This window comes from Spirillospora sp. CA-294931 (assembly GCF_050946795.1).
In the GTDB taxonomy this organism is placed as follows: Bacteria; Actinomycetota; Actinomycetes; order Streptosporangiales; family Streptosporangiaceae; genus Spirillospora.
Genome location: NZ_CP192006.1, coordinates 4,410,361 through 4,434,323, shown reverse-complemented (window position 1 = coordinate 4,434,323; position 23,963 = coordinate 4,410,361). Strand labels below are relative to the sequence as shown.

The 23,963-nt window shown below is 73.5% G+C and carries 25 protein-coding genes and 2 pseudogenes; 11 read left to right on the top strand and 16 right to left on the bottom strand.

The features are described 5' to 3' along the window. The first annotated feature begins 112 nt into the window (after positions 1-112). On the top strand, positions 113-571 hold the full coding sequence (locus ACQPY4_RS19785; RefSeq protein WP_433338446.1) for a universal stress protein: 459 nt from the start codon (positions 113-115) through the stop codon (positions 569-571). Between the two features lie 164 nt (positions 572-735). Further along, complete coding sequence (locus ACQPY4_RS19780; RefSeq protein WP_433338444.1) at positions 736-1,575, top strand: PAC2 family protein; 840 nt, start codon at positions 736-738, stop codon at positions 1,573-1,575. Positions 1,576-1,579: 4 nt separating this feature from the next. On the opposite strand, the gene ACQPY4_RS19775 is transcribed toward ACQPY4_RS19780, so the two are convergent. Beyond that, positions 1,580-1,717 carry a hypothetical protein gene (locus ACQPY4_RS19775; RefSeq protein ID WP_433338442.1) on the bottom strand — a complete coding sequence of 46 codons (138 nt, stop codon included), beginning with the start codon at positions 1,715-1,717 and terminating at the stop codon, positions 1,580-1,582. Between the two features lie 154 nt (positions 1,718-1,871). On the opposite strand from ACQPY4_RS19775, the gene ACQPY4_RS19770 reads away from it, so the two are divergent. The 3 genes from ACQPY4_RS19770 to ACQPY4_RS19760 all read left to right on the top strand — a co-directional run bounded on the left by ACQPY4_RS19770 (position 1,872) and on the right by ACQPY4_RS19760 (position 4,848). Then, positions 1,872-2,390: a TrmH family RNA methyltransferase gene (locus tag ACQPY4_RS19770; RefSeq protein WP_433338440.1), complete on the top strand. Its 519-nt coding sequence runs from the start codon at positions 1,872-1,874 to the stop codon at positions 2,388-2,390. Positions 2,391-2,464: 74 nt separating this feature from the next. After that, a complete protein-coding gene (locus tag ACQPY4_RS19765; RefSeq protein WP_433338438.1) occupies positions 2,465-3,979 on the top strand; it encodes a protein kinase domain-containing protein in 1,515 nt (504 codons plus the stop codon). 62 nt (positions 3,980-4,041) lie between these two features. After that, a complete protein-coding gene (locus ACQPY4_RS19760) occupies positions 4,042-4,848 on the top strand; it encodes an oxygenase MpaB family protein (RefSeq protein ID WP_433338436.1) in 807 nt (268 codons plus the stop codon). Between the two features lie 9 nt (positions 4,849-4,857). Here ACQPY4_RS19760 and ACQPY4_RS19755 read toward each other — a convergent pair whose 3' ends face one another. The 5 genes and pseudogenes from ACQPY4_RS19755 to ACQPY4_RS19735 all read right to left on the bottom strand — a co-directional run. Then, positions 4,858-5,883 carry a ketoacyl-ACP synthase III family protein gene (locus tag ACQPY4_RS19755; RefSeq protein ID WP_433338434.1) on the bottom strand — a complete coding sequence of 342 codons (1,026 nt, stop codon included), beginning with the start codon at positions 5,881-5,883 and terminating at the stop codon, positions 4,858-4,860. A gap of 333 nt (positions 5,884-6,216) precedes the next feature. Further along, a complete protein-coding gene (locus tag ACQPY4_RS19750; RefSeq protein ID WP_433338432.1) occupies positions 6,217-6,456 on the bottom strand; it encodes a hypothetical protein in 240 nt (79 codons plus the stop codon). 115 nt (positions 6,457-6,571) lie between these two features. Further along, the gene (locus tag ACQPY4_RS19745; RefSeq protein ID WP_433338430.1) at positions 6,572-7,084 is read right to left on the bottom strand and encodes a hypothetical protein; all 513 of its coding nucleotides are present in this window, start codon (positions 7,082-7,084) and stop codon (positions 6,572-6,574) included. A gap of 185 nt (positions 7,085-7,269) precedes the next feature. Then, positions 7,270-8,359, bottom strand: a pseudogene (locus tag ACQPY4_RS19740) (AMP-binding protein). Positions 8,360-8,429: 70 nt separating this feature from the next. Continuing rightward, a pseudogene (locus ACQPY4_RS19735) lies at positions 8,430-8,633 on the bottom strand (AMP-binding protein); the annotation flags it as partial. A gap of 297 nt (positions 8,634-8,930) precedes the next feature. Here ACQPY4_RS19735 and ACQPY4_RS19730 point away from each other — a divergent pair. Together ACQPY4_RS19730 and ACQPY4_RS19725 are read left to right on the top strand one after the other, a co-directional pair. Next, complete coding sequence (locus ACQPY4_RS19730) at positions 8,931-9,824, top strand: sulfotransferase (protein ID WP_433338428.1); 894 nt, start codon at positions 8,931-8,933, stop codon at positions 9,822-9,824. Between the two features lie 2 nt (positions 9,825-9,826). Then, positions 9,827-10,588 carry an SDR family NAD(P)-dependent oxidoreductase gene (locus tag ACQPY4_RS19725; protein WP_433338426.1) on the top strand — a complete coding sequence of 254 codons (762 nt, stop codon included), beginning with the start codon at positions 9,827-9,829 and terminating at the stop codon, positions 10,586-10,588. On the opposite strand, the gene ACQPY4_RS19720 is transcribed toward ACQPY4_RS19725, so the two are convergent. Continuing rightward, positions 10,539-11,255 (bottom strand): hypothetical protein, encoded by a 717-nt coding sequence (locus ACQPY4_RS19720; RefSeq protein ID WP_433338424.1) that lies wholly within the window; start codon positions 11,253-11,255, stop codon positions 10,539-10,541. The genes ACQPY4_RS19725 and ACQPY4_RS19720 overlap by 50 nt on opposite strands. 65 nt (positions 11,256-11,320) lie before the next feature. On the opposite strand from ACQPY4_RS19720, the gene ACQPY4_RS19715 reads away from it, so the two are divergent. Both ACQPY4_RS19715 and ACQPY4_RS19710 read left to right on the top strand, forming a co-directional pair. Next, positions 11,321-11,980: a hypothetical protein gene (locus tag ACQPY4_RS19715; protein WP_433338422.1), complete on the top strand. Its 660-nt coding sequence runs from the start codon at positions 11,321-11,323 to the stop codon at positions 11,978-11,980. Then, positions 11,980-12,675, top strand: coding sequence for a M20/M25/M40 family metallo-hydrolase (locus tag ACQPY4_RS19710; protein ID WP_433338420.1), 696 nt, complete (start codon positions 11,980-11,982; stop codon positions 12,673-12,675). Before ACQPY4_RS19715 ends, ACQPY4_RS19710 begins: the two co-directional genes overlap by 1 nt. On the opposite strand, the gene mshC is transcribed toward ACQPY4_RS19710, so the two are convergent. The 8 genes from mshC to ACQPY4_RS19670 form a co-directional block, all read right to left on the bottom strand. Further along, positions 12,644-13,873 carry a cysteine--1-D-myo-inosityl 2-amino-2-deoxy-alpha-D-glucopyranoside ligase gene (gene mshC / locus ACQPY4_RS19705; RefSeq protein ID WP_433338418.1) on the bottom strand — a complete coding sequence of 410 codons (1,230 nt, stop codon included), beginning with the start codon at positions 13,871-13,873 and terminating at the stop codon, positions 12,644-12,646. The two genes, ACQPY4_RS19710 and mshC, sit on opposite strands and share 32 nt — an antisense overlap. Before the next feature lie 43 nt (positions 13,874-13,916). After that, positions 13,917-14,861, bottom strand: coding sequence for an ABC transporter permease (locus tag ACQPY4_RS19700; RefSeq protein ID WP_433338416.1), 945 nt, complete (start codon positions 14,859-14,861; stop codon positions 13,917-13,919). Positions 14,862-14,865: 4 nt separating this feature from the next. Continuing rightward, a complete protein-coding gene (locus tag ACQPY4_RS19695; RefSeq protein WP_433338414.1) occupies positions 14,866-15,780 on the bottom strand; it encodes an ABC transporter permease in 915 nt (304 codons plus the stop codon). After that, complete coding sequence (locus ACQPY4_RS19690; RefSeq protein WP_433338412.1) at positions 15,777-17,528, bottom strand: ABC transporter substrate-binding protein; 1,752 nt, start codon at positions 17,526-17,528, stop codon at positions 15,777-15,779. Before ACQPY4_RS19690 ends, ACQPY4_RS19695 begins: the two co-directional genes overlap by 4 nt. A 181-nt stretch (positions 17,529-17,709) precedes the next feature. Further along, positions 17,710-18,474, bottom strand: coding sequence for an NRDE family protein (locus ACQPY4_RS19685; protein WP_433338410.1), 765 nt, complete (start codon positions 18,472-18,474; stop codon positions 17,710-17,712). Positions 18,475-18,624: 150 nt separating this feature from the next. Further along, positions 18,625-19,371 (bottom strand): SCO1664 family protein, encoded by a 747-nt coding sequence (locus ACQPY4_RS19680; protein WP_433338408.1) that lies wholly within the window; start codon positions 19,369-19,371, stop codon positions 18,625-18,627. A 48-nt stretch (positions 19,372-19,419) separates the two neighbouring features. Beyond that, complete coding sequence (locus tag ACQPY4_RS19675) at positions 19,420-19,971, bottom strand: DUF3090 domain-containing protein (RefSeq protein ID WP_433338406.1); 552 nt, start codon at positions 19,969-19,971, stop codon at positions 19,420-19,422. Positions 19,972-19,981: 10 nt separating this feature from the next. Next, positions 19,982-20,653, bottom strand: a complete 672-nt coding sequence (locus ACQPY4_RS19670) for a histidine phosphatase family protein (RefSeq protein WP_433338404.1) — start codon at positions 20,651-20,653, stop codon at positions 19,982-19,984. A gap of 81 nt (positions 20,654-20,734) precedes the next feature. Between ACQPY4_RS19670 and corA the strand changes: the two genes are divergently transcribed. Further along, complete coding sequence (corA, locus tag ACQPY4_RS19665) at positions 20,735-21,718, top strand: magnesium/cobalt transporter CorA (protein WP_433338402.1); 984 nt, start codon at positions 20,735-20,737, stop codon at positions 21,716-21,718. Positions 21,719-21,742: 24 nt separating this feature from the next. Here the strand turns inward: corA and ACQPY4_RS19660 are convergent, their stop codons facing one another. Further along, positions 21,743-22,561 (bottom strand): undecaprenyl-diphosphate phosphatase, encoded by an 819-nt coding sequence (locus tag ACQPY4_RS19660; RefSeq protein WP_433338400.1) that lies wholly within the window; start codon positions 22,559-22,561, stop codon positions 21,743-21,745. 242 nt (positions 22,562-22,803) lie between these two features. Here ACQPY4_RS19660 and ACQPY4_RS19655 point away from each other — a divergent pair, with 242 nt between their 5' ends. Beyond that, positions 22,804-23,757: an aldo/keto reductase gene (locus tag ACQPY4_RS19655; protein ID WP_433338398.1), complete on the top strand. Its 954-nt coding sequence runs from the start codon at positions 22,804-22,806 to the stop codon at positions 23,755-23,757. The last annotated feature ends 206 nt before the right edge of the window (positions 23,758-23,963 follow it).

Sequence of the window (23,963 nt, the reverse complement as noted above, 5' to 3'; positions counted from 1 at the left end):
TGGGCGTCCGGGGGCGACGCGCGGGCGGTCCGCGGATCGTGTGAACCGTGACGGGAGGGGCGTGGGAGCGATAACGTGCGTGGCTGGAAACTACTCACCGGTAAGGAGCGGCATGAGCGCGTACCGCACCATCCTCGTCGGCACCGACGGCTCGGACACCTCGTTCCGGGCGGTCGACCGGGCCGCCCAGCTGGCCGCGGCCACGGGCGCCAAGCTGGTCCTCGCCTCCGCCTACAGCCCGATGCCCGCCCGCGAGCGCCTCAGCGCCGAGGACCGCCTGGGCGATCTGGCCTACAAGGTGCAGGGCTCCACGCCCGCGGACGACGCCCTGCGCGCCGCCCGCGAGCGGGCCGTGGCGGCCGGGGCCAGGGACATCGACCAGGCCGCCGTGGAGGGCGACCCCGTCGACGTGATGTCGCGGCTGACCAAGGACCGCGGCGCCGATCTCGTCGTGGTCGGCAACCGGGGCCTCAACAGCCTCGCTGGCCGCATCCTGGGGTCGGTCCCGGCGAACCTCTCGCACCGTTCGCCCTGCGATGTCCTGATCGTCCACACCACCGACGGGAAGTGACCCCGGCCGCCCCCGGCCGTGGCCTGGCGGAGGTCTGGGCCGTGGGGCGGCGGGGTAGGTCCTCCTAGGACGTAGGCTGACTGCCACCGGTCGCCCGAGGCCCCATGCCCCGGGAATGACGTCCCCCCGGTGGTGTTGTACCCGACGTCGGAAGGAGGCAGCGCGTGGTCGAGCTCGAAAGCGTGCCGGAACTCGTCGAACCGGTGCTCGTGGCCGCCTTTGAGGGGTGGAACGACGCCGGTGAGGCCGCCAGCGGGGTCATCCAGCATCTGGAGTCGAGCTGGGACGCCGTGCCCATCGCCGAACTCGACCCGGACGACTACTACGACTTCCAGGTCACCCGCCCCATCGTCGAGATGATCGACGGCGAGACGCGGGGGATCACCTGGCCCACCACGCGGATCTCCTGGGCGCGCCTGCCGACCGGACGCGACGTGGTGCTGGTGCACGGCATCGAGCCGAACATGCGGTGGCGCTCGTTCTGCCGCGAGCTGATCGAGCTGATCATCAGGCTGGACGTCCGCAACGTCGTGCTGCTGGGCGCGCTGCTGGCCGACGCGCCGCACACCCGTCCCGTCCCCGTCACCGGGGCGGCGTCGGAGGCGGGGCTGGTCAACACGCTGCACCTGGAGCCGACCCGTTACGAGGGCCCCACCGGCATCCTGGGCGTCCTGCAGGACGCCTGCTCCAAGGCCGACCTGAGCACCGTGTCGCTGTGGGCGTCGGTGCCGCACTACGTCGCGCAGCCGCCCTCGCCCAAGGCGACGCTCGCGCTGCTGCGCCGCGTGGAGGACCTGCTGGACGTCACCGTCCCGCTGGGCGACCTGCCCGAGGAGGCCCGCGCCTGGGAGAACGGCGTCAACGAGCTGGCCGAGGAGGACTCCGAGGTCGCCGAGTACGTCCGCACGCTCGAGGAGCAGAAGGACGCCACCGAGCTGCCCGAGGCCAGCGGCGACGCGATCGCCCGCGAGTTCGAGCGGTACCTGCGGCGCCGCGACGGCTAGGGCGCTACCGCCGGTCGCCCTCGCCGCGCGCGGCGGTGTCCTCGTTCCGCCGGCGCCGCCCGTCCCCCGGGCTGACCGCCGCGCAGACCAGCAGCGCCACCAGCGCACCCGGCAGCATCACCACCAGCAGTTCCAGGCTCATGATCCCCCTCGCGTCGTGGTCGCGTCGTGACCTACCCCTGTATCATGGTCCCAACCCGTGTCCGCGTGGACACGGTCGGTGATGGCCCGCATACGCCGCGAAGTATGCTCTCAATGATCGTTTGTGAGTTTCCGGGCGGAGCCGCCCCCGGGCGGTGAGCCCGGCGATCCGTCCCCGGCCCCGCCGCGAGCTGCGGCGCGACCGGCGGAGCCGCGCCCACTCCTGCTGGGACCACCTCATCGCCGCGCCGCTGTGGCCGCTGCACGGCGCCAACCTCGGCACGCTGCTGCGCACCTGCGACGCGGTGGGCGCCTGCCTGGCGGTGCCGCGCCACCCGTGGGTGCCCGCCGCGCTGGAGCGGGGCAACACCCTGCGCCGCCCCTCGTGCGTCCACTGGGTGAACGACCCTCCCGGGTGGCTGGAACGCCAGCGCGACAAGGGGTCGGACGTGGTCGGCGTGGAGCTCGCCGACGAGGCGGTCCGGCTGGCCGACCTGCCCGCCGCGCGCGGCCGGACGGTGATGGTGCTCGGCCACGAGCAATACGGAATCCCCCTGGATGTCCTGGATCTCCTGGATCTGGCGGTGGAGATCCCTATGGTGGGGAGCGGCCACAGCCTGAACGTGGCCGTCGCGGGGTCCCTGGTCCTTTACAAGCTCGCCGGACTCCTCTGACATGCGGAATCTCGCCCGAGATGCAACATTGGTGGCATCATCTCCCATCCGAGTCGATCTCCGAAGGAGCGCACGTGCCGCAGGCGCAGCCGCTGCAGCCCCGCGATCCCCGCACCCTGGGGGCCTACGAGCTGACCGGGCGGCTCGGGTCCGGCGGCCAGGGCACGGTGTACCTGGGCACCGGCCCGTCCGGCGAGCAGGTCGCGGTCAAGCTCCTGCACGTGCAGTTCGACGACGACGGCTCGGCGCGCGCCCGGTTCATCCGCGAGGCCGAGGTCGCGCGGCAGGTGGCGCGGTTCTGCACCGCGCAGATCCTGGACGCCGACGTGGCGGGCGCCAATCCCTACCTGGTCAGCGAGTTCGTGCCCGGCCCCCCGCTGTCGCGGCAGGTCGCGCGCGAGGGGCCGATGTCGGGCGGCGCGCTGGAGCGGCTGGCCGTCAGCACCGCCAGCGCGCTCACCGCCGTTCACCGCGCCGGGATCGTCCACCGCGACCTCAAGCCGCACAACGTGCTGCTGGGCCCCGACGGGCCCCGCGTGATCGACTTCGGGCTGTCGCGGATGCTGGACGCCGCCAGCGCCGTCAGCAGCAACGCCGTCGGCACCCCGGCCTACATGTCGCCCGAGCAGCTGACCGGCGGCGAGATCGGCCCGGCCGCCGACGTGTTCGCCTGGGGCTCGACGATGGTGTTCGCCGCCACCGGCACCCCGCCGTTCGGGTCCGACTCCATCCCCGCGGTGATCTACCGGATCCTGCACCACGAGCCCGAGCTCGGCGCCCTGGACGCCGAGCTGCGCGAGCTGGTCACCGCCGCGCTGTCCAAGGACCCCGCGCTGCGCCCCACCGCCGCGCAACTGCTGCTGCGGCTGGTCGGCCACGACGAGGCGTTCGAGGCGACGGGGGCCACCGCCACCCGCGCCGACGGCGTCCCGCGCCCGAGCCAGACCACCCAGCCCGGGCAGGCGTCCACGACCCACCCGCGCGACCCCGGCCCGGTCGGGCCCGCGCCCGCGCGCGGACACCGGGCACCGCCCCGCAAGGCGAGCGGGCGCCGCCGCGTCGCGGCCGTCGCGGCCGCGGCCGCGCTGGCCGCCGTCGCCGGAGGCGGCACCTACGCGGTGATGGCCCGCGACTCCGGCGGCCGCGACCCCGACGTGGCGGCGGCCGGGCCGTCCGGCGTGCCCGAGTCGTCGGCGGCTCCGCCCTCGGCGCGCGGGTCGGCCCGCCCGAAGGCGTCCGGGGCGACCCGGTCGCGCCAGCCCGGCCCCGGCCCGAGCACCACCCGCGAGCCGACCGACGGCGCCACGCGCCCCACCAACCGGCCGACCTCGCCCCGTCCCACCTCGTCCACGCCGGACGTCCCGGTCGACCACGGCGCGCCGGACCCTTACGGGTACTGCCGCAAGGACGACCGCAAGGCGTCCTACCGGGGCAGCGGCCAGTGGTACTGCACCCCGGCCAGCGGCCCGGGCGTCGACACGCTGATCAGCATGGACGAGGTCTGCCAGTGGCGGTACGGGCCGAGCCAGGCCGTGCTGAAGGGCGACGCGGGCACTCCGTCGGACTGGCACTGCATGGCCGAGGCCTAACATGAAACCCTTGTTGTCACTTCGCCAATAGGTAGGATGCCCCTACTGGCGGAAGGAACACCATGACCACGGCCCCCGCCCGCGACCGCACGGTCCTTCGCCTGCTGGCCGCCGAACCCGCCGTCATGCTGGCGGCCGGGCGCGCCCTGCTGCTCCAGGTGGCCCACCCCAAGGTCGCCCAGGGCGTCGCCGACCACAGCGACCTGCGCCACCGCCCGCTCGACCGCCTCTACGGGACGCTGGACTTCCTGACGATCGTGGCGTTCGGCACCGAGGAGGAGGCCGAGCGCATGGGCCGCGCGATCCGCCGCACGCACGAGCGGATCACCGGCCCCGGCTACTCCGGCAACGACCCCGACCTCCAGGTCTGGGTGAACGCCACGCTGATCGACGCCGCGCTGTTCGTCTACGAGGACGTCCTGCGCTCCCCCAGCGGCGACCTCGCGGCCGCCTACATCGACCAGGCGCGCTTCGTGGCCGAGGTCCTGGGCTGCCCGCCCGGCGCCCAGCCCGCCGACCTGGCCTCGTTCCGCCGCTACATGGACGACGCGATCGCCGGGCTGGAGGTCACCGACACCGGCCGCATGGTGATGCGCGAGGTCCTGTGGTCGCGCAGGCTCCGGTGGCTGTGGCCCGCGACGGCCCTCAACCGCTTCGTCACCGCGGGCCTGCTGCCCGAGCCGATCCGCGTCCAGTACGGCCTGCCCTGGAGCAGGGCGCGCGACCGCGCCCTGTGGACCGCCCTCAGAACCGGCGCCTTCGCCTACCGGCTGGTCCCCGGACGCCTGCGCCGCGCGGGCGTCCCCCTCCTCCTCTGGAACTCCCGCCGCCGCTCGGCCCGCCGCGCCCGCGGATACCGCACCGGCTGACGTCCGGGGTCACCGGGCCCAGGCGGGCCGGAAGGTGATCTCCAGGACGGCGCAGGTCCAGCTGAAACCGGCGCCGATCCCGACGAGGAGGACGTGGTCGCCGGGGGTCAGGGCGCCGGTCTCGGCGAGGTGGGCGAGGCCGGTGAACTGGTCGGCGGCGCCCACGTGGCCGGTGCGGCGGCCGAACTCCCAGGTGGTGCGGTCGGGGTCCAGGCCGAGCGGCGCGGCGTAGCGGGTGCGCAGGACCTGGCGGCCGACGTTGGGGAAGACCGAGCGGGCGATGTCGCCGATCTTGACTCCGGCCTCGTCGAGGGCGAGGCCGACGGCCTCGGTCAGCCCCTCGGTGGTGCGGGTCGCGACGCCGAGGCCGCCCGCGGCGGCGAACTGGCGGCGGCGGGCGCGCACGTCGACTGGCCGGCCCGGCTCGCGCGAGAAGGGGACGTCGCCCCGGTACATGCCCTCCAGCTCGGTGTCGACGACGGTGGCGACCGAGGCCAGCCGCGCGAAACCGCGCCGGGCCAGGACGGCCGCGGCGGCGCCGTCGCCGTAGACGATGCCGCGCACGTCGCCGCGCCAGCGGTCGAAGGCGGGCCCGCCGAACCGGTCGGCGGCCGTCACCAGGGCGGCCGCGCGAGTCGGCACCGCCATCAGGTGGGACGCGGCCAGCTCGACGGCGCCGAGCGCGCCGTTGCACATCTGCTGGACGTCCAGCGCCGGGGCGTGCCGCGATCCGCGCAGGACCTCGCGGTGGACGTAGGAGGCCGCGGGCCAGTAGTCCAGGCCCTGGAACCAGGCCGAGGCGTGCAGGAGCAGGGAGACGTCGTCGGCCGGGACGCCCGAGCGCTCCAGCGCGCGGCGGGCGGCGTGCGCGGCCATCTCGGCGGGCGCCTCGGACTCGGCGACGGTCACGCCCGCGTACTCGTTGAACGCCTGCTCCCCGGGGTCGTAGCGGCCGTCGGCCAGGGCCTCGGCGACGTCGGTCATGGGCGGGAGCCGGTGGGCGACCCCGGCGATGAACAGACCGTCGCAACGCATCTCGCTACCCCCACTGGGCGGTGACAGGGACCGTTTCGCACCCTCTTTTGATCATTGTTCAGACCCGGGGAAACGTCCAGCCCGCCACCGGAGGCCGGTCGTGAACGAGGAGCACCTGGTGTTCGCTCTGAGCGAAACCGAGGCGAGGAGGGCGGCGCTGCGCGGTCAGGGCGTCGACCCCGAACGGCCCTGACCGGCGAATGCCAGCGCCGCCGTGACCAGCATCGCCACGGTCAGCGCGACCCCGGCGGTGAAGGCCGCCGCAATGCCCTCGACCTCGCCGCCCGACCGCGCCGCCGCGCCGTGCGCGGTGACCAGCAGCGCCAGGCCGAGCTACTGCGTCGCCTGCAGCGCCCCCGACGCGGCGCCGGACGCGGCGGGCGGCACCGCGAACATCGCCGCGACCGACACCAGGCCCGCCCCCGCCCCGAACAGCAGCACCGGGCCGAGGATCACGCCGAGATAGGTGCTGGACGCCGAGACCTGGGTGAGCCACACCATCCCGGCGATCGACAGCGCCGACCCCGCGACCATCAGCGACCGGGGCCCGGTGCGCGGCAGCAGGCGGGGCACCGCGCGGCTCGCGCCGACCAGCGCGACCGTCGTCGGCAGGAACGCCAGCCCCGTCTCCAGCGGCCCGGCTGGACGTAGAGGGTCAGGAAGTACAGCATCCCGGCCATCGCCGCGGTCAGCAGCGCCCGCATCGCGTAGGCGCCCGCGCGGCCGCGGTCGGCCAGCAGCCACAACGGCAGGATCGGCTGCCGCGCGCGCGACTCGATGACGGGGAACAGCGCGAGCGGCGCGGCGGCGGCCAGCGTCCACGGGTCGTCCCGGCGGTGGCGCTGAACGCGCCCGCCAGGTCGAAGCGTCCCCGCCCGCCGGGGCCCTCGCGGATCCAGCGCGGCGCCAGCAGCGCGATCGCCGCGCCCGCCGGGACGTTGACCAGCAGCACCCACCGCCACGACGCCCACGACCAGGCCGACGACCATGCCCGTGCTGGACATACCGCCAGGACGCCGAGCGCGCGGCCCCGCGCCTCGCCCTCCTCGAACGTGGTCGCCACCAGGGCCAGCGACCCGGGCCCGGCCCGCGCGGCACCGGCCCCCTGCCAGGCGCGGGACGCCAGCAGCCACTCCGGCCCCGTCGCCACTCCCCCGGCCAGCGACGCCGCCGTGAACAGGCACGTCCCCGCGACGAACACGCAGCGGCGGCGGCCGCCTGCCCGGGGACGGTCAGCGGTGACCGGTCAGCGCCAGGATCAGCGCGAAGACGGTGGCGCGCCGCCTCACCGGAACCGGTCCTTCAGCTCGACCTTGCGGACCTTGCCGGTCGAGGTCTTGGGCAGCGGATCGAGGGTCTCCAGCCGCTTGGGCCAGTACAGCTCGGTCATGCCCGCCTCGCCCAGCAGGGACGCACGTCGTCCAGCCCGACGGACCCGCCCCCGGCCGGGGCGACGACCGCGCAGATCGTCTCGTCGGCGCCTCCGGCGGTCGGCAGCCCGATCACGGTCGCCTCGCGCACGGCCGGATGCCGTCCGATGATCGCCTCCAGGTCGGCGACCGGGACGAGGTACCCGTTGCGCAGCACGGTGTCCTTCGCGCGGCCGGTGATGCGGATGCCGCCGCGGCCGCCGTGCCGGGCCAGGTCGCCGGTGTCGAACCAGCCGTCCTCGTCCAGCGAGGCCCGGTAGAGCTCCGCGCGCCGGTCGTAGCCCAGGCACTGCGCCGGGCCGCGCACCCACAGCACGCCGACGCCGTCGGCCTGCCCGGGGATCGGGTCGATGCGGAACTCCATGCCGTCGATGGGGCTGCCGTCGCTGCGGGCCGCCCAGTCATCGGGGTCGTCCGGGCGGCTGATCGTCACCGGGCCGTTCTCGGTCATCCCCCACAGCGAGTACAGCCGCAGCCCGAGGGTGTCGCGGACCTCGTCGACGTAGTGGGGCAGTATCGGCGAGGACCAGGTGCCGGAGCGCGGGCAGGGTGCGCCCGGCAGCCCGCGCGGCGTCCAGCAGCCGCCTGAGGAAGTGCGGCGCCGCGTACACGAACGTCACGTCGTGGTCGGCGAGCAGGGTGAGGATGTCGGGGCCCTCGTGGGAGTCCTGGAAGACCATCGTGCCGCCCACCGTGAGCGGCATCAGCAGGCCTTGCGCGAGCCCGGTGTAGTGCGTGTACGGGGACGTGGTCGTCATGACGACCGACCCGTCGAGCCCGAACACCGCGGCCCCGCCGCGCACCGCCGCGTACAGGGTGTTCTGGCTGTGCAGGCCGCCCTTCGGCTCGCCGGTCGTGCCGGAGGTGAACAGCGTCAGCCACGGCTCGTCGGGGCTCAGCTCGCGGCGCTCGGCCAGGGCGGCGGCGTGGCGCTCCTCCCAGGGGGTTTCGAAGAAGTGCTCGTGCAGGTCGAGGACGCCGTCCGGGCGGGGTTCGCGGGCGACGGCGACATGGGTGAGGGCGGGCAGCCGGGCCGACAGCTCCACCGCCAGCTCGCCCAGCGCGTCGCCGCCCACCACGGCCTCGGTGATGAGCGCCCGGCATCTCGGTCAGGCCGAGCATGGTCTCCAGCTCGCGGCGGCGGTACAGGGTCAGCAGCGGGCACAGCCGGGCCCCGGCGCGCAGCGTTCCGTACGCCAGGACGGCCATATCCCAGCCGTCTGTCAACTGCGCCGCGACGCTGTCGCCGGGCTCGACGCCCAGCTCGATCAGGGCGGCCGCGCAGCGGTCGGTCAGCCGCGACAGCTCGGCGTAGGTGAGCGTCCGCGGTGCCGTCGGCCATGCGGCGCGTTTTCAGGGCCGGTTTCTCCGGCTGCTCCCGTATGTATCGCCGCAGGTCATCGAGGAAGGTCGCGTCCCGCCACCAGCCCGCTCGGCGGTAGCGCGCGGCCGCGTCATCCGTGTCCGACATGTGCGTCTCCTCGATCCTCGGTCGTCACTGACTGGATCTGGCACGAGCGATGCCGTTTCGGGATCTTTCTTATGCACGGTTCCGTTTGACACAAGATCATGCTTTGATCTGACTCGCCGCATCCGGACAAACCGGAGGAGCGAGACATGACCGTGACGGTGCTGTCCATCACCGGCTGGTGTCGCAGCGGCAGCACGGTGCTCGGCAACGTGCTCGCCGAGGCGGGCGACGTCGTCCACGCCGGAGAGCTGCGCTTTCTCTGGCTGAACGGCGTGCTGGGCGCTGGCGGCAACGGCCACTGCGGCTGCGGCGAGGACCTGGTCGCCTGCGCGCTCTGGTCGCGCGTGCTGGACGCGGTTTGCCCGCCGCACCGCACCCTGGAACGGCATGCGGCGGATGTAACCAATTGGCAAGACTCCTGTCGCACCCGGCACACCTGGCGGGTGCTGAGCCGTCCCCCGGCCAACGGCCGGCCCGCGACCCTGGCCGCCGCCTACCGCGCGATCGCGGCCGAGACCGGCGCCCGCGTCATCGTCGACAGCTCCAAGTTCGCCTCCGACGCCGCGCTGCTGACCCACCTGCCCGGCGTCCGCCCCGTCTTCGTGCACCTGGTCCGCGACCCGCGCGCCGTCGCGCACTCGTGGCGCAGGCCCAAGCAGTACACCGGACGGCGCTCGGCCGCCGACAGCACCCGGCACTGGGCCGCCTTCAACCTCGCCGCCGAGGCCGTGAACCGCGCCCGGCCCGGCGCGTCGCTGACGCTGCGGTACGAGGACCTGATGACGCACCCGCGCGCCGCCGTCGGCCGCGTCCTGGAGATGGCCGGCCACACCGGGCCCAGCCCGGTCGCCGAGGACGGCACCGTCGAGCTGGGCGGCAACCACGCCGTCACCGGCAACCCCAACCGGTTCGAGCGCGGCCGCACCGCCCTGGCGGAGGACCGCCGCCGGCTCACCGCGCTCCCCCGCCGCCAGGGCGCCGCGGCGACCCTGCTGGCCCTGCCGCTGCTGCGCCGCTACCGCTACGAGATGAGGTTCTGACCGTGGATCTGAGGCTCAAGGACAAGGTCGCGCTGGTCGCCGGCGGCTCGGCCGGGATGGGCTTGGAGATCGCCCGCGATCTGGTGCGCGAGGGCGCGACCGTGTCGATCGCCGGACGCGACCCCGACCGCCTGGCCGCCGCCCGCGCCGACCTCGGCGGCGCGGTGTCCACCCGGCGGCTCGACCTGCGCGACAACGACGCCGTCCGCGCCTGGGCCGACGAGACCGCCGCCGAGCACGGCGCGCTGCACATCCTGGTCACCAACGCGGGCGGGCCGCCCGCCGGGCCCACCGGCTCCTTCGGCCTGGACGGCTACCGCGACGCGCTGGAGCTCGGCATGCTCGCCCACATCGGCATGGTGCAGGCCGGTCTCCCCCACCTCCAGCGGGCCGGCTGGGGACGCGTCGTGATGATCACCAGCGAGACCGTCCGGCAGCTCATCCCCAAGTACGGGCTGTCCAACGTCGTGCGCAGCGGGCTGATCGGCTACGCCAAGACGCTCGTGCACGAGCTCGGCGCCGGAGACATCACCGTTAATGTCCTCGCTCCCGGGTACACCGCCACGGCGCCGCTCCTCAACGGCATCACCGGCGACATCGACGAGGAACTGGCGCGGATCGCCGCCGGCGCGGGCATCCCGCTGGGACGGGTCGCGCGGCCCGAGGAGATCGCGGCCGCAGCGGTTTTCCTGCTGAGCGAGCGGGCCGGATTCATCACCGGCACCGTCCAGGTCGTGGACGGCGGCCGATCCCTTGGAGCGTGACAGCTAGCAGCCGCCACTGGAGGTGCACGGTGTCCGCGGTGACCATGATGCTCGACGACCCCGAACTGACCCGCCGCAGCCCCGGCGAGGAGTTCGACCTCGCCCACGCGCGCCACGGCCCCGGCGCCGAGGTGGACTGCGCGCCTCCATCAGCGACCTGTTCCCGCCCGCCAAGCGGCGGCCCCGCCTGACCGTCCGGCACCTGCTGCGCCGGGCCGTGGTCGACACCGACGAGGTCACCGTCTTCCACGAACGCGCCGAGAACGTCGCACCCGACGACGACGCCCCCGAATGGCGGTTCGAGGTCGGCTCCCGCACCGCCCGGACGCAGGAGATCCGCGCGGCCGTCCCCGTCCCGCCCGAGCTCCTCGCCGCTCGCCGCGTTCGTCGACTTCCGGCTGCTGGTGCGGCTGGGCACCGCCGAGAACGACGTCCTGCTCAACGGCGAGGGCGACGTGCGCGGGCTGCTGCGCACCCCCGGCCTGCGCCGCCACGACAAGCCCGCCGACTCAGCCGCCGCGACGCCGCTGCGCGCCGCCGCGCTGTGCGAGTGGTACGGCGGATCGGCCGACGGCATCGTCATGCATCCCGACGACTGGTGGCCGCTGGTCGCCGACGGCGCGTTCCTGGAACGGCTGGCCGTCCAGGGCGTCAAGGTCAGCCGCACCCGCATGATCCCCGCCGGGACTGTCCTGGTCGCCCGACGCCGCCCTCTACGAGCGGTACTACGGCGTGCCGCACACCGCGCCCGCGCTGCTGGACTCGTTCGTCACCGGCTGCCCCGAACTGTTCCGCAAGGAGCTGCGCGACGCCGCGCTGATCAGCGTCCCCGGCTGCATGGCCACCGCGGGCGTCCTGGCGCCGGCTCCGCTGGCCGGGCTCGTCGAACCGGGCGTCCAGATCGACGCCCGCACCGGGTCCAGCGGCTCGGGCGCGACCGCGGGCGACTCCAACCTGCACGCCGAGCGCAGCGGCGCGATGCGCGTGTTCGCGCCGTCCCGCCACCGCCACGAGGCCGAGACCGCCGCGCTGACCGGCCTGGACATCCGGATGACCGCCACCGGCGTCGAGGCGGTCCGGGGCGTCCAGGTCGTCTGCCACGCCACCGGCGGGCTGGACGAGCGCGCCGTCCGCCGCGCCTACGCCGACGAGCCGTTCGTCCGCGTGGTCGCCCACCGCAGGGGCGCCCACCGGCTCCCCGACCCCAAGATCCTGCTGGGCTCCAACTTCTGCGACGTGGGCTTCGCCGTGGACGGCGACCGCGTCACGGCGATCGCCGCGCTGGACAACCTGACGAAGGGCGGGGCGGGCACGGCCGTGCAGTGCCTCAACGCTTACCTCGGCCATCCCGAGACCCTGGGCCTGGAGTTCACCGGCCTGCACCCGCTCTGATGGGGATCACGGTGGTCAAGTGCGGCGGCGCGGTGCCGCCCGGGCCCGTGTGCGCCGACCTCGGCGCGCTGCCCGGCCCCGCCGTCCTCGTCCACGGCGGCGCCCCCGAGATCGCGCGGCTGGCGGGCGAGCTCGGCGTCCGGCCCCGGACACTGGAGTCGCCCAGCGGGGTCACCAGCCGCCACACCGACGCGGCGATGCTCGACGTGGTGACGCTGGCGATGACCGGCCGCGCCAAGCCCCGGCTGCTGCGCGAGCTCGACCGGCACGGCGTGTCCGCCGTCGGGCTCACCGGCCTGGACGGCCGCGGCGCCGTCGGCGCCAAGGGCCCCCTCGCCGCGATGATCTCCGCCGCCGCGTCGCTGCCCGCGTTCCCCGGCACCGTCCGGGTGATCGACGCGGTCGAGGAGGAACTGCTGTCCAAGGGCGGCCACCACATCGCCCGCACGCCGCCACGGCGGCATCCCGCGCGCCGCGCTCAGGACCGGCACTTCGGATATGAACACCGTCAGCGAGCGCTGGAGCGTCCCGATGGCGTCCTACGGCCCCGGCGACGGCTCCCTCGACCACGGGGACGACGAGTCGATCGAGAGCGCCGAGTACCTGCGCGGCATCGACGTCCTCGTCACGGCGCTCGAGGAGCTCGGCGCGACCCTCACCGGGTCACAGGTCGATGCCGAGTAGGGCGTCGATGAGAGTGCGGGCCTGGGCGGGCGCGGAGGGGTCGGTGCCCGTCTGGGCGGCCCAGCGGTCGACGGCGGCCAGGGCGGCGGGAGCGTCGAGGTCGCGGGCCAGATGGCCGCGGACCTCGTCGACCAGGGCCCCGGCGGGCGGCGCGGCCGGGGCTTGCACGGCCTCGCGCCAGCGGGCCAGGCGGGCCCGGGCCTCGTCGAGATCGGACTGGGTCCACTCCCAGTCCGAGCGGTAGTGGTGGGCCAGGAGGGCCAGGCGGATCGCCATCGGGTCGGTGCCCGCGCGGCGCAGCTTGGACACGAAGACCAGGTTGCCGCGCGACTTGGACATCTTCTCGCCGTCCAGCCCGACCATGCCCGCGTGGACGTAGGCGCGGGCGTGGGGGTGCTCGCCGGTGGCGACCTGGGCGTGCGAGGCGCCCATCTCGTGGTGCGGGAAGGCCAGGTCGGAACCGCCGCCCTCGACGTCGAAGGCCATGCCCAGATGCTCGATCGAGATCGCCGAGCACTCGACGTGCCAGCCCGGACGACCGCGGCCGAACGGAGAGTCCCAGCCGGGCTCGCCGGGACGCTGCGCCATCCAGATCAGCGCGTCCAGCGGGTCGCGCTTGCCCTCGCGTCCCGGGTCGCCGCCGCGCTCGGCGAACAGCGGCATCATCGCCGCGCGGCCCAGCCCGCTGACCGACCCGAACGAGGGGTCGGCGGCGACCGGGAAGTAGACGTCGCCCTCGACCTCGTAGGTGGCGTCCTTGGCCCGCAGTTTCTCGATCATCTCGATGATCAACGGGATCGCCTCGACGGCACCGACGTACTGGTCGGGCGGCAGGACGCGCAGCGCGGTCATGTCCTCGCGGAACAGCTCGATCTCGCGCTCGGCCAGCTCGCGCCAGTCGACGCCGGTCTGCCGGGCACGTTCCAGCAGGGGGTCGTCGACGTCGGTGGCGTTCTGGACGTAGTGGACCCGGTGCCCCAGGTCGCGCCAGACCCGGTTCACCAGGTCGAAGGCCAGATAGGTGTTGGCATGGCCGAGATGCGTGGCGTCATACGGGGTGATGCCGCACACGTACATCCCGGCCGTCTCGCCCGGTGACGTGGGGCTCAGCGTGCCCGTTCCGGTGTCGTGCAGGCGCAGCCGATGCGCCGGGACGGCGAAGCCGCCGTCGGTCAGGCTGGGCACTTGGGGAGCGGGCCACGATCGCATACGTGAAGCTTATCCACGAACCTCCCGTGCCCTCGCGCCGAGATCAGGCCAGCCGGACGCGGGGGTCAAGGGCGGCGTAGCCGAGGTCGACCAGCAGGCTCGCCAGCACGACGACCAGCGTCACCATCAGCGTCACCCCGATGATCACCGGGGTGTCGCCCAGCGTGACCGACTGGTAGACCAGCTGGCCGACGCCCTGGAGCCCGAAGACCTTCTCGGTGACGATCGTCGAGCCCATCAGTGCGCCCGCGTCCACCCCGAACTGCGTCACCACGGGCGTCAGCGCCGCGCGGAGGCCGTGCCGGTAGACCACGCGGCGCTCGGGCAGGCCCTTGGCCCGGGCCGTGCGGATGTAGTCCTCACCCAGGACGTCCAGCATCGCCCCCCGGGTGAGCCGGGTGTAGGTGGCGAGCATGAGCAGGGCCAGCGCGACCCAGGGCAGGGCCATGCGCTGGAGGAAGTGCTCCTGGAGCGGCGGGCCCGCCTCGAAGTAGGTCACGCCCAGATCGCCGAGCCGGGTGGAGAACAGGTAGAGCAGCACCAGCGCCATCACGAACGGCGGCGTGGACAGCGCGACCAGGACGAACGCCGTCATGGCCCGGTCGGCGGCCCGGCGGGCGCGCACCGCGCTCGCCACGCCCGTCAGAACCCCCCCGGCGAACCACAGCACGCCCGCGCCCAGGACCAGCCACGCCGTGGTGGGCAGCCGGTCGGCGATCAGCCGGTGGACGGGGACGCCGTTGACATAGGACTCCCCCAGGTCGCCGGTCAGCGACCGCCGCAGGAAGTCGCCGTACTGGACGGCCAGGGGCCGGTCCAGGCCGAGGTTGCGGCGGATCAGCTCCAGGGTCTCGGCGGTGGCCCGGGGCCCGCCGATCACCCGCTCGACCGGCGCGGGCGCCAGATGCAGGCACAGGAACACCAGCGTGGAGACCAGCCACAGCACCACGGCCGCGTACAGCAGCCGCCCGACGATCAGCCGCGCCACCGCGTCACCGCCGTCCCGTCCGCGGGTCGAGCGCGTCGCGGACCGCGTCGCCCAGCAGCGTGAACGCCAGCGTGGTGGAGGCCAGCAGCGACGCCGGGACGGCCAGCAGCCACCAGGCGCCCTCCAGCGCGCCGGCGCCCTCGCCGAGCATGCTCCCCCAGCTGGGCATCGGCGGCCTGACCCCCGCGCCCAGGAACGACAGCGTGGCCTCGAACATGATCGCGCCGGGGACGAGCAGCGAGGTCAGCACGGTGATCGGGGCGACCAGGTTCGGCAGGATCTCCCGCGCCATGATCTGCGTCCGGCCCGCGCCGAGGGCCCGGGCGGCCTCGACGAACTCCATCTCGCGCAGCGACAGGACCTGGCCCCGGATCACGCGTCCGCACGCGGCGAACGAGAAGAACGCGATGACGCCCACGGTCAGCGCGACGCCGCCGCCGACCGCGGTGGCCAGCAGGATCGCGACCAGCAGCGACGGCAGCGCGAGCACCACGTCCATGGCCCGGGCCAGCACGGAGTCGGCCGCGCCGCCCAGGAACCCCGCGGCCACGCCGACCACGACGCCCAGCGCCGCCGCGAGCGCCGCCGAGGCGATCCCGACCAGCAGCGAGATCCGCGCGCCGTAGGCCGCCCGGACCAGCACGTCGCGGCCGAGCTGGTCGGCGCCCAGCCAGAACTCGCGGCCCGGCCCGGCGGGCCTGCCGACCTCGTCCAGGCCGGTCCGGGGGAACGTCGCGTCGTAGGGGTGGCCCGTCCAGGACGCCCACACCGGCGCCAGCAGCGCGAACGCCGCCACGCCCGCCAGCAGCGCGATCGCCAGCAGCGCGGACCGGTCGCGGCGCAGCCGCCGCCAGGCCGGACGCGGCGCCGCGCGCTCGCGCCCGGCCTCCCGGACGGCGTCGGCGACCAGCGCGGTCATGACAGCCGGATCTGGTTGAGGTCGTAGGCCTGGGCCTGCGGCACGAACAGCGCGTTGCCGACGCGGGCCGAGTGGAAGATCGGGTAGCGCTGGTGCATGAACGGCACCACGGCCGCGTCGCGCATGATGAGCCGGTCGGCCTCGGCCCAGTGCCCGGCGGCCCCGGCGGTGTCGCCGGCCCCGAGCGCCCGGTCGATCAGCCGGTTGACCTCGTCGTTGTCGTAGCCGCCGTAGTTGGTGGAGTTGGGCCCGTAGTGCCGCCCGTCGAACAGCGCGACGATGGTGCTGCGGCCGTTGTTGCCGTACCAGTCGGGCTGCCACCCGGGGGCGGCCACGTCCCACTTCCCGGCCTTGGCCTCGGACGGCGTCACCAGCGTGCGGCTGTAGAACGTCCCGCCGGAGTCGGCGGTCAGCTCGGCGGTGATGCCGCACGCCTTGAGGTTGGCCTGCACCGACTGCGCCACCCGGGGGTGGTTGCTGCTCACCCGGTAGGGGAATTTCAGCGTCAGCCCGCCGGGATGCCCGGCGTCCGCGAGCAGCCGCCTGCATCGCGCGGGGTCGCCGGAGTCGCCCGGCGTCGGGTACAGGTTGATCGGCCGGTGCCCCACGCTGCCCGGAGGGATGATCTGGTTGAGCGGGCGGGCGACGCCCGCTCCGCCGTAGATGCGCGTCAGCGCCGTCTTGTCGATCGCGTACTGGATCGCCTGCCGGACGGCCCGCTTGCCCAGCGCGCCGCCGTTGTTGGGGCTGAGGGTGTTGAAGACCAGGTAGGGGGTGCTTCCGGCGCCGTCCTGGATCCGGAACCCCGGGCGGGACCGCAGCCCCGGGATCTTGGCCGTGGGGACGGGCTGGTCCCACGCCAGGTCGGCCGAGCCCTGTTCGAGCCGCTGCTGGACGACGTCGGGCGAGTCCTGGCCGAGCGTGATCTGGATGGTGTCGACGTTCTGCGCGCGCAGGGGGTCGGTCTCCTGGCGCCAGGCCGGGTTGCGTCCCAGCGTGTACTGCTTGTTGGGCGTGTAGGACACGATCTTGTAGGGGCCGCTGGAGACCGTGTGCGCGCGGAACCGGGGGCTGTCGGGGACGTACCGGTCGTACTCGGCGGGTGCCGCGGAGGCGAACGACATGGCCAGGATGTTGGGGAAGTCGGCCGCGGGCCGTCTGAGCCGGACCACCAGCGTCCGGTCGTCCCGCGCCCGGAGGCCCGCGACCGGGGTGGAGTTCGCGTAGCGCGCGATGGCGGCGGCGCTGGCGGGGTCGACCTTGGCGAACCCGGCGCAGAACGCCTCCATCCCCTCGATGGTCTCGGTGTAGTAGGCCTTGCCGCCCGAGGGGCTCGCGGGGTTGCAGACCCGTTTGATGCCCCGCACGAAGTCACCGGCCACGACCTCGCGCGGCGGGGCGCTGTCCCACCGCACGCCCGGACGCAGCCGGATCGTGTACGTCCTGCGGTCGCCGCTGAGTCCCCCGTTGCGGACGTCGGGAAGCTCGGCCGCGACGTCCGGCCTGACCGTGATCGACTCCTGGAAGTCCCGGGAGCCCCGGAAGCCGAACAGCGTCCGCGCGAACTGCCGGGTGAGCAGGGTGCCCCAGGTGGTGTAGCCGCTGGCGGTGTCGAGGTGGTCGACATCGGCCGAGCCGAGCACCCGCAGCGTCTCGTCGCCGCCGCGCGCGCCCTCGCATCCGGTCACCCCCAGCACGGCCGCCGCGAGCACGGCCCCCGCCGTCCTCCCCGGCCCGCCGACAGCCATCCGCTCTCCCCCGTCCGCCCCGTGACCGCCGCGCCTGATCGCGACGGGTAGTCAAATTAGCACTCAGAGTGAGATCACGAAGCCGAACCGACCAACCCCGCCTCCCGGATCGCATGGAGCGGGGTATCAGCGGACCCGGCCATCGCGGACATCAGCGATCAGGGCCTTCCGCTCTGCGCTCTCAGGCGGGGACGCGGGTCCAGGCGGTGGGGTCGCCGGGCGTGGTGGAGAAGTCGTAGCGGACGCCGTCGGCCGAGAGGGCCGCCAGGGTGAGGGACGTGGTGCCCCACACCTTGCCGTCCTCGAAGCCGATCAGCGGGATCAGCGCCCGCTTGTCGGAGCGTTCCAGGCCGTCCCCGTCGACCAGGGGCAGCCACGCGCCCCAGGCGTGCGCGGTGTCGCCGTCCAGCGGCACGGGCCGCGGCGCCGCCTCCAGCCGCGGGCGGAAGTGCGCGAGACGGGCGTCGATGTAGGAGGCCGCCTCCGCGACGTGCACCGGCCCCTCGCCCTCCAGGCCGCTGTTGACCACCAGGTGCAGCCCCGGGCCGAGCTCGCGCTCGGTCAGCTCGGCCCCGTTCCAGCTCCACAGCCGCACGGCGCCGGGTTCGGCCCCGATCAGATGGAACGGGTCGAAGCGCTCCGGTTCGAGCTCGCCGAGCTTCCCGTCGGCGGCCAGCCGCAGCGGCAGTTCCCCGCGCGAGATCCGTCCGGCCTCGGGCGCCAGGGGGCCGTGCCCGTTCAGGACGGTCGCCACCCGCCGGGCGGCGGGCTCGACGGCGAGCCACGTCCCACCCGCTCGCAGGTCGCGCCCGCCGATGACGCCCGGCCGATCGGGCCAGTGCCGTCCCGGCCCCACCCACGCGCGGTCGATGAATTCGTCCCGGACGCCCACGATCAGCACCGGTACGGGGGACGAAGGGTCGATGCTGACGATCGCCGTACACATGGCCCCAATTGGAGCACCACGCCGCGAATCCTCGACACCCGGGGTACGCCTACAACCCCCAGGAAACCGGGCCTCCGGCGAGACGCGCGGCCGCCGAGGTCGTGCGGCGGCGCCCCGTGCAGGTCACGGCGCTGCCGGGCTGCGGGGTGGTCAGAGAGGGGGCCAGGGGATGGCCGGCCAGTCTTCGGGGGGGTAGGGGTGGATGCGGTGCTTGAGCATCAGCTCCACGCGGCGGCAGGTGGCGTGGACCTCTTCGGAGGTCAGCAGGGACGAGAGGCGGTCGTGGAGGGGGCCTTCGTGCAGGGCCTTCTCGACCGTGGACAGGGCCTCCAGGGCCTCGTCGGTGAGTCTCTTGCCGCGCCACTGCCACAGGACCGTGCGGAGCTTGTAGTCGGAGGAGAAGCAGACACCGTGGTCGCAGCCGTAGATGTGGCCGTCGCCCGGGGGCAGCAGGTGGCCGATCTTGCGGTCGGCGTTGTTGACGACGGCGTCGAAGACCGCCATGCGGCGGAGGGTCTCGTCGTCGGAGCGGGACAGCGCGACCAGGTCGATGTCGGGGTCGGGCTCGACCCACAGCTGCACCATGCCGGGGCCGTAGGGGCCGTCGCGGTGCACCGTCGGCGGGACGAGGCCCCAGCCCATCGTGCGCGACACCTCGTAGGCGGCGACCTCGCGCTCGGCGAGCGTGCCGTCGGGGAAGTCCCACAGGGGGCGCTCGCCCGCGACCGGCTTGTAGACGCAGGCGGCGCGGAGGCCGTCCCAGTCGACGGCGCAGTAGAGCGTGGCGTTGGACGCCTGGACGAGCCGTCCCTCGACCTGGAGCCGCCCCCGCAGCAGCAGCCGCTCGGCGGTCTCGACGTCGCGCGGCGAGACGGTGTCACCGGAGGACTGCGTCATGCGCCCATTCTCTCGGCCGCGTCGGACATGATCCAGCACAGCGCCATCTCAGCCGAGGTACCCGTTCTGGCGGGGGCAGACGTGCCCGGCGGTGTCGAGCGGGTTCCCGCACAGCGGGCAGGGCGGGCGGCCCGCGGCCACGACCTTGAGCGCCCGCTCGGCGAACGCCCTGGCCTGGGCCGCGGTGATGCGCACGCGCAGCACCGCGATGGCCGGGTCGTCGTCGCCGACCTCGGGTTCGGCGCTCTCGCCCTCGGTGGCCTCCTGGGCCTCGATGACGACCTGCTCGCCCTCGGGGTCCCAGGCCAGCGCCATCGTGCCGACCCTGAACTCCTCCTCGACCGGCTGGTCGAGCGGCTCGTCGTCGAGCAGCTCCGACGGGGTGGCGGCGGGGACCGGGGCGTCGTCGCCGCCGCGTCGCCGCACCTCGTCCAGCAGTTCCTCCAGACGCTCGGCCAGCAGCGTGACCTGGAACTTCTCCAGGGCGACGCTGGTGACGCGCCTGCCGGAGCGCGCCTGGAGGTAGAAGGCGCGCTCGCCAGGCTGCCCGACGGCGCCGGCGACGAACCTGTCGGGCAGTTCATAGGAGATGACCGGCATGACAAAGACCCTACGCGCCGCCGCCCACGGGCGCGTCACCGTCTCCCCGCGCCGGGCCGGGGAGCAGGTCGTCCACGCGGCCGCCGGTGTCGTTGACGCGCAGGACGAACGGGCGCAACTCGGTGTACCTGATCACGGTGAGCGAGGCGGGCGCGGCGTTGATGCGCTGGAACTGGTCCAGGTGCAGGCCGAGCGCGTCGGCCACGATGGCCTTGATGATGTCGCCGTGGCTGCACACCAGGTAGAGCGCGTCGTCGCCGTGCTCGGCGGCGATCCGGGCGTTCCACTCGCGCACGCCGGCCACGGCGCGCGCCTGGGCCTCGGCCAGGCCCTCGCCCCCGGGGAAGCGGGCCGCGCTCGGGTGGGCCTGGACGACCTTCCACAGCGGTTCCTCGGCCAGTTCCTTCAGCGGACGTCCCGTCCAGTCGCCGTAGCGGACCTCGCCGAACCGGTCGTCGAGCTCGATCTTGCCCCCGTCGCCGGTGATGGCCTCGGCGGTCTCGACGCAGCGGTCGAGGGGGCTGGAGACCACGGCGGCCAGCGGCACGCCGGTCAGGCGGGCGGCGAGGTCGCGGACCTGCGCGCGGCCGCCGTCGTTGAGGTGGACGTCGGGAGTCCATCCGGCGAGCACGGGGCCGGTCATCGCGGTCAGGCCATGCCGCACCAGCAGGAGGGTCGTCACAGCACCGCACTCTACGAGATAGAACCGAGGGGAATGCCCGTCATCCCCTAAGCTCCCCTAAATGCGTAAGGAAGGGTCCCTGTGATCGTCGACAAGGCCATCTACTCCGCTGGAGTGCGGCGCACCATCGATGGCGACATCAGTGACGCCTTCGACGCGGCCAGGGCCGAGTCGCTGCGCAAGGACGACTGTTTCGTCTGGATCGGCCTGCACGAGCCGACGGAGGAGGAGTTCGACCTCGTCCGCGAGGAGCTCGACCTGCATCCCCTGGCCGCCGAGGACGCCGTCTCGGCCCACCAGCGCCCCAAGCTCGAACGCTACGACGACACCCTGTTCATCGTGCTCAAGACCCTCGACTACAAGGACGCGACGTCCGACATCGAGGTCGGCGAGATCATGGTGTTCCTCGGCGCCGACTTCGTCGTGACGGTCCGCCACGGCGCGGGCAACCCGCTGGGCCCGGTCCGCAAGCGCCTGGAGAACGACAAGGAGCTCCTCGAACACGGCGCGACGGCCGTGCTGTACGCGGTGTGCGACGAGGTCGTCGACCACTACGGCGTCGTGACGCACGAGGTCGAGGTCGACATCATCGAGCTGGAGCGAGCCGTGTTCCGCCCGGGCGGCCCCGACGTCACCGAGGAGATCTACTTCCTCAAGCGCGAGGTGCTGGAGTTCCGCACGGCCGAGGACCCGCTGATCCCCGTCCTGCAGGAGATCGCCCGGGGACGGGTCGCCGAGTGCCACGCCACCCGCGAGTACTTCCGCGACGTCCTCGACCACCTGCTGCGGGTGGACGGCCAGGTCGACGCGCACAACGAGCTGCTCAACAGCGTCCTGACCGCCCATCTGGCCCTGATGGGCAAGCAGCAGAACGAGGACATGCGCAAGATCTCCTCATGGGCGGCCATCATCGCCGTCCCGACGGCGATCGCCGGGATCTACGGGATGAACTTCGACCACATGCCCGAGCTCAAATGGGAGTTCGGCTACCCCCTGGTCATCGGGGTGATGGCGGCCGCGATGGGCTTCGTCTACCGCAAGCTGCGCAAGAACCACTGGCTCTGACCCGCGCGGCCCGGGGCTACGGGGCTACTTGGCCGTGATGGTCCCGGCCGCGAGCAGGCCCAGGATGATGCCGCCGAGCGCGACCCGGTAGTAGACGAAGATCATCATGGAGTGGCGGGCCAGGTACTTCAGCAGCCAGGCGATGCAGGCGTAGCCGACCACGAACGACACCGCGGTCGCCACGAGCGTCGGGACGAGCTGCATGCCGCCCTCGAAGGCGTGACGCATCTCGAACGCCCCCGAAAGGACGACGGCGGGCACCGACAGCAGGAACGAGTAGCGGGCGGCGGCCTCGCGGGTGTAGCCGAGGAACAGGGCGCCGGTCATGGTGGAGCCCGACCGGGACGACCCGGGGATCAGCGACAGGCACTGGAACGCGCCGATGATCAGGCCGTGCTTCAGCGTCAGGTCGCCGACCTCCAGCTTCCGGCGTCCGGCCCATTCGGAGACCATCAGCAGCAGGCCCATCAGGATCAGCGTGGTGGCGTTGATGCGCAGGTCGCGCGAGGGGCCCTCGATGAAGTCCTTGAAGGCCAGGCCGCACACCGAGATGGGGATCGTGCCCAGGCCGATGTACCAGCCCATGCGGGCGTCCTGGTGGGAGCGCAGCTCCTTCTGCCACAGGCTCTTGGTCCACGTGGTGAGGATGTTCACCAGGTCGCGCCAGAAGTAGATGATGACCGCGGCCATCGTGCCCAGCTGGATCACTGCGGTGAACGGCGCACCGGGGTCGTCCCAGCCCATGAACTTGGGCACGAACAGCAGGTGGCCCGAGCTGGAGATCGGCAGGAACTCGGTGAGCCCCTGGACGATGCCGAGCACGGTCGCTTCCACGACGTTCACAAACAGTCCTCTCACGCATCGGGCGGAGGTGCGCGAAACCGCAGGGAACGGCGGTGCGCGAACCCGCAGGGAAGCGTATCGGCCGCGGCGCGCGGTCGTGGCACGGCCGGGGACGGCCCCGCCCCGCCCGGGCTGTTGATCATGGACGAGTCACCGGGACGAGATCCAAAGGTCATCTTCCGGTCATCTGACGGACATCCGCCGGGATGTTCATTTCCCGGGGAGCGCTACTGTGACCGCCTATGGACGAGCGTCACCTCGGGCGGAGCGGGCTTCTGGTGTCCCGGCTGGGACTGGGCACCATGAGCTGGGGGCAGGACACCGAGCCGGACGAGGCCGCGGCGCAGATGGCGGCCTTCGTGGAGGCCGGGGGCACCCTGGTGGACACCGCCGACGTCTACGCCGGGGGCGAGAGCGAGCGGATCCTCGGGGTGCTGCTGCGCGAGCTGGTGGACCGTGACGACATCGTGGTGGCGACCAAGTCGGCGATCCGCCCGGACGGCCGCTACGACGGCTCGCGGCGGCATCTGCTGGGCTCGCTCGACTCGTCCCTGGACCGGATGGACCTCGACCACGTCGACCTGTGGCAGCTGCACGTGTACGACCCGGCCACGCCGCTGGAGGAGACGCTCTCGGCGCTGGACGAGGCCGTCGCGTCGGGACGCGCCCGCTATGTCGGGGTGTCGAACTACGCCGGGTGGCAGGTGGCCAAGGCCGCGGCCTGGCAGCGGGCCTGGCCGGGGCGGGCGCCGGTGGTGTCGGTGCAGACCGAGTACTCCCTGCTGAGCCGCGACGTCGAGCGCGAGGTCGTCCCGGCGGCGCTCGACGCAGGCGCGGGGCTGCTGCCGTGGTCCCCGCTGGGGCGGGGCGTGCTGACCGGCAAGTACCGGACGGGCATCCCCGCCGGTTCGCGGGCCGCCGCCCCGCATTTCTCCGAGTTCGTCCAGCCCTATCTGGACGAGGAGTGCGCGCGGATCGTGGAGTCGGTGGTGACGGCCGCCGAGGGCCTCGGGGTGTCGCCGCTCAGCGTGGCGCTCAGCTGGGTGCGCGACCGTCCCGGCGTGACCGCCCCGGTGGTGGGCGCCCGCACGGCGGCGCAACTGTCCCAGGCGCTGGAGTCGGAGTCCCTGACCCTCCCGAACGAGATCCGCGCCGCCCTCGACGACGTCTCGGACATGTCGCCGACCCCAGCCTGACCCGCGTCTTTCACTAGGCTGTGCTTATGAAATCCCGGCCCAGGGACACTCGCCTGGCGGCTCGTGCCCCTGACCGTGATTTTGCGAGTGCTGCATCGCTTCGCGATCTCACCGGTGAAGCTCGCCTCCGGCTGCTTCACCGGTTCATTAACGCACTCGCGCGTGGCTGAGGCCGCGTGAACCGAACCCCACCGTCCGACGCATGC

Coding starts and splice junctions, on each gene's coding strand:
- ACQPY4_RS19775 (WP_433338442.1), bottom strand. CDS start 1,717: ATGAGCCTGGAACTGCTGGTGGTGATGCTGCCGGGTGCGCTGGTGGCG.
- ACQPY4_RS19785 (WP_433338446.1), top strand. CDS start 113: ATGAGCGCGTACCGCACCATCCTCGTCGGCACCGACGGCTCGGACACC.
- mshC (WP_433338418.1), bottom strand. CDS start 13,873: ATGCGATCGTGGCCCGCTCCCCAAGTGCCCAGCCTGACCGACGGCGGC.
- ACQPY4_RS19710 (WP_433338420.1), top strand. CDS start 11,980: ATGGGGATCACGGTGGTCAAGTGCGGCGGCGCGGTGCCGCCCGGGCCC.
- ACQPY4_RS19675 (WP_433338406.1), bottom strand. CDS start 19,971: ATGCCGGTCATCTCCTATGAACTGCCCGACAGGTTCGTCGCCGGCGCC.
- ACQPY4_RS19695 (WP_433338414.1), bottom strand. CDS start 15,780: ATGACCGCGCTGGTCGCCGACGCCGTCCGGGAGGCCGGGCGCGAGCGC.
- ACQPY4_RS19755 (WP_433338434.1), bottom strand. CDS start 5,883: ATGCGTTGCGACGGTCTGTTCATCGCCGGGGTCGCCCACCGGCTCCCG.
- ACQPY4_RS19690 (WP_433338412.1), bottom strand. CDS start 17,528: ATGGCTGTCGGCGGGCCGGGGAGGACGGCGGGGGCCGTGCTCGCGGCG.
- ACQPY4_RS19730 (WP_433338428.1), top strand. CDS start 8,931: ATGACCGTGACGGTGCTGTCCATCACCGGCTGGTGTCGCAGCGGCAGC.
- ACQPY4_RS19655 (WP_433338398.1), top strand. CDS start 22,804: ATGGACGAGCGTCACCTCGGGCGGAGCGGGCTTCTGGTGTCCCGGCTG.
- ACQPY4_RS19685 (WP_433338410.1), bottom strand. CDS start 18,474: ATGTGTACGGCGATCGTCAGCATCGACCCTTCGTCCCCCGTACCGGTG.
- ACQPY4_RS19680 (WP_433338408.1), bottom strand. CDS start 19,371: ATGACGCAGTCCTCCGGTGACACCGTCTCGCCGCGCGACGTCGAGACC.
- ACQPY4_RS19760 (WP_433338436.1), top strand. CDS start 4,042: ATGACCACGGCCCCCGCCCGCGACCGCACGGTCCTTCGCCTGCTGGCC.